The sequence below is a fragment of the Photobacterium lucens genome, assembly GCF_009873615.1.
Classification (GTDB): domain Bacteria; phylum Pseudomonadota; class Gammaproteobacteria; order Enterobacterales; family Vibrionaceae; genus Photobacterium; species Photobacterium lucens.
The window spans coordinates 1,604-5,163 of the sequence record NZ_SSMG01000432.1 but is presented as its reverse complement, the minus strand read 5'-3'; the positions used below and the strand labels follow the sequence as shown (position 1 = coordinate 5,163).

The 3,560-nt window shown below is 41.7% G+C and carries 3 protein-coding genes and 3 tRNA genes; all 6 read left to right on the top strand.

The annotated features are described in order from the left end of the window. Positions 1-94: 94 nt before the first annotated feature. The 6 genes from E5A76_RS17430 to E5A76_RS17405 all read left to right on the top strand — a co-directional run bounded on the left by E5A76_RS17430 (position 95) and on the right by E5A76_RS17405 (position 3,558). Positions 95-1,465 (top strand): MATE family efflux transporter, encoded by a 1,371-nt coding sequence (locus E5A76_RS17430; protein WP_161119709.1) that lies wholly within the window; start codon positions 95-97, stop codon positions 1,463-1,465. 91 nt (positions 1,466-1,556) lie between these two features. Then, positions 1,557-2,639 (top strand): DUF3080 domain-containing protein, encoded by a 1,083-nt coding sequence (locus E5A76_RS17425; RefSeq protein ID WP_161119708.1) that lies wholly within the window; start codon positions 1,557-1,559, stop codon positions 2,637-2,639. A gap of 128 nt (positions 2,640-2,767) precedes the next feature. Further along, a complete protein-coding gene (locus tag E5A76_RS17420; RefSeq protein WP_008986862.1) occupies positions 2,768-3,028 on the top strand; it encodes a DUF5062 family protein in 261 nt (86 codons plus the stop codon). 226 nt (positions 3,029-3,254) lie between these two features. Continuing rightward, a tRNA-Val gene (locus E5A76_RS17415) sits at positions 3,255-3,331 on the top strand. Between the two features lie 38 nt (positions 3,332-3,369). Then, positions 3,370-3,446, top strand: a tRNA-Val gene (locus tag E5A76_RS17410). A gap of 38 nt (positions 3,447-3,484) precedes the next feature. Next, a tRNA-Val gene (locus E5A76_RS17405) sits at positions 3,485-3,558 on the top strand. Positions 3,559-3,560: the final 2 nt, after the last annotated feature.

The window sequence follows — 3,560 nt, the reverse complement described above, 5'->3', positions numbered from 1 at the left end:
AAAAATTTACTGGCAGTACGAAATATAATGCCATCTAAGCATTAATATTCTTGACTCCCCTTCTATCTATTCCCATTTTTTGGAGCCAAAAATAGTGCAGAACTACAAACGTGAAACAGCACAACTGGTAAAACTAGCTGTGCCTGTCCTTATTGCCGCTGTGGCTCAAACATCCATGGGCTTTATTGATACCGTTATGGCAGGTGGTGTCAGTGCTGTCGATATGGCAGCCGTAGCAGTGGCTGCGAGTATCTGGCTACCATCGATTCTATTTGGTGTGGGTCTGCTTATGGCACTGGTACCCATTGTTGCCCAGTTAAGTGGCTCAGGACAAAAAGACAAAGTTCCTTTTGAGGTTCAACACGGCTTTTACCTTGCCGTATTAGTATCGATACCAACAATGCTGATCCTCTATAAAGCCGGTATTTTAATCCACTATATGGATGTTGAACCCGTGCTTGCTGAAAAAACAGTGGGTTATTTACACGCTGTACTTTTTGCAGTCCCTGCGTTTCTGTTTTTCCAAACCTTAAAGAGTTTCTCTGAAGGGCTTTCATTTACCATTCCTGGTATGGTTATTGGCTTTCTAGGCTTACTGGCAAACATTCCACTTAACTGGATCTTTGTTTACGGTAAATTCGGAGCACCTGAACTAGGCGGTGTTGGTTGTGGTGTCGCCACTGCCATTGTTTACTGGTTCATGTTCATTGCACTCCTGATTTTTGTAAAACTGAATAAACGACTTAACAGCATTGGGCTTTTCTCGCATATCTATCGCCCACAATTTAAAGCGTTAACCCGTTTATTTAAATTAGGTTTCCCTGTTGCTGCTTCTATCTTCTTTGAAGTATCGCTGTTTGCTGTGATTGCCTTATTAATTTCACCTTTGGGTGCGAACAAAGTCGCTTCTCACCAAATAGCGATGAACTTCTCATCACTGGTTTACATGTTACCAATGAGTATTGGTGCAGCTGTGAGTATCCGTGTTGGTCACAAGATGGGGGAAAAAGACATTGATGGCGCACGTATCGCAAGCCACTGTGGTCTATTGGTTGGTACAGCCCTTTCAATCTGTACTGCCATTCTTACGGTGATGTTCCGTGAACACATTGCAGAACTATATACTCATAACCCGCACGTGATTGTACTTGCAGGACAACTACTGTTATTTGCAGCCATCTACCAATGTAGTGATGCTATCCAAGTTGTAGCAGCGGGTGCATTACGTGGCTATAAAGATATGCGCGCAATCTTCATTTGTACCTTTATTGCGTACTGGTTGATTGGCTTACCATCAGGCTACATTCTTGGTTTAACCAACCTTGTTGTCCCTGCTATGGGTCCTGAAGGTTTCTGGATTGGCTTTATTCTTGGTCTAAGTTCAGCGGCAGTAATGCTTGGGTGGCGATTAGCTTATGTTCATAAGCTGGATGTTGGCAAACAATTAGAAATGTCATACCGATAAACCAAAAGGCGATCATCAGATCGCCTTTTTTGATCTAATATCAATAATAATCAGTATGATAAAACTAAACATAAGCGATTAAGCCAGCACTATGCCAAACACGTTTACATCTATACTACAGACATTCACACTGGCATTGGGGCTAGTATTGCTGCTTGCTGGCTGTAAACAAAATAACAGTGAAGCCGCATTTGAGAACTACCACCAGCGCCTCACCAACGTATTAGATATCGAGCCAACGCCTATCCCAAAAACAGATGTAGTGCTACTGCCGCAAAAGCGCGATCTCAACCAAGCTTTGCCTGATATTCGTATCGGTTTATTAGATGCTTATGAACTGCGTCAATGTGGCTTATTCCAACTGATTGCCGAACGCAATTCGATTCTCGGCAAAGTGCAAGATAAAACCCGCAGTTTGCAATACGAATTGTTATTTTTAAACGGCTTAAGTTACTGCCTTACTCAACTTAAGTCTGATTCAGATCTAGTTACAGAACTCACACCAATCTATAAGCAAAAACAACAGCAGTTACCAATGGTTTTCTGGAACATGATTTTTACTGGTGAAGAATGGCGCAAACAACTCACCTTAGGACATGAGCTCGTCGACAGCGAGAAAAACAGTGCATTTCTCACCAGCCTCAGTGCTTTTAGCTATGTTACCGATCTGATCAATAACAACGTAGCGAAAACACCTGCACCAATCGCCCCTGCGCTAATAGAAAAGAAATACCAAGATCTGCTTTATCATCAACAGCAAATTTATAACAGCCGCTATATTGGTGATCTGTTTTACTCGCTTGCTCGCACTACCACTTGGCTTAATACCATCACCGCACAACTCAACGCCAATCAAGATTTGATCTTGTGTGGTAACAACATAAATCAGCAAAAAGCTAAATACTTACGTAACGTGTTCTACAAATTCTATGTTGCAGATATTCAACGCTATTTAGCCTACCTTGACTCACAGTACCAACAAATTCAGCCTGTTTTGCAGCAAATATATCAACAATTAAGTCAAGCACCTATACAAGTCACACCGGATATGCAAGGTTATATAGATGCCTATATCAATGGAGAAGCCTACCGCCAATTCCATCAAGCAACATTAGATCATGTGAAATTTTGGCAACGATTATTCAAACAATGCAATTTTAAAGTGGGACAATAAAAATGCTCAAACAAGCGATCAACTCACTTCAAAATTATCGGGTTTACACTAAAATTTAAACACGCAGAGATAGAATCACAGATAGCTTAGGCTTTACGCATTTTTCATATTAGGGATAGGAGACATTCATGAAGAAAAATAAGAATGAAGCGAAACTTCTGAAAAAAGCGCTAGAACTTGGCTTTGCCTTTGCCAAAAAACAAGGATTTTCCGATCTTGACCGCAGTGTTGGCTCCACTGACCGTGTCGAGTGTATTTATCGCTTATTAGTCGAATGTAAGCAAATTACCCCACTCGCCGTTGATCAAGAAGATGGCGTACACATGAAGCACAAGCTGGTGTTATGGATCAGCCGCCTACTTCCACCCGATCATGAATTACTGAATTAATCCAAGAGCAGTGGCTAAATCACATCATCCGCCACTGCTTTACTTCTCTTTTTGTTATCACAGTTTCTCTTGTCTTCTCGTAACTTAGACTATTTCATCAGCATCATTTTATTGAAACTGGCTATTGTGCAAGCAAACGCACTGAATTTACTAAAAAAGCCGATTTTAACACTTGCCTCATAACAGGTGACTCGCTAATATGCTTGTCGTTCCTTGGAACATCTGTACGAGCGTAGCTCAGCTGGTTAGAGCGCTACCTTGACATGGTAGAGGTCGGTGGTTCGAGTCCACTCGTTCGTACCAATTTATGATTAAAACCAGAAATCATAAATACACAATTTGCGTCTATAGCTCAGTTGGTTAGAGTACTACCTTGACATGGTAGGGGTCGGCAGTTCGAGTCTGCCTAGACGCACCAAATTTTATGAAGTGATTAATTCAATCGGTTCATGATATACGAGCGTAGCTCAGCTGGTTAGAGCGCTACCTTGACATGGTAGAGGTCGGTGGTTCGAGTCCACTCGTTCGTACC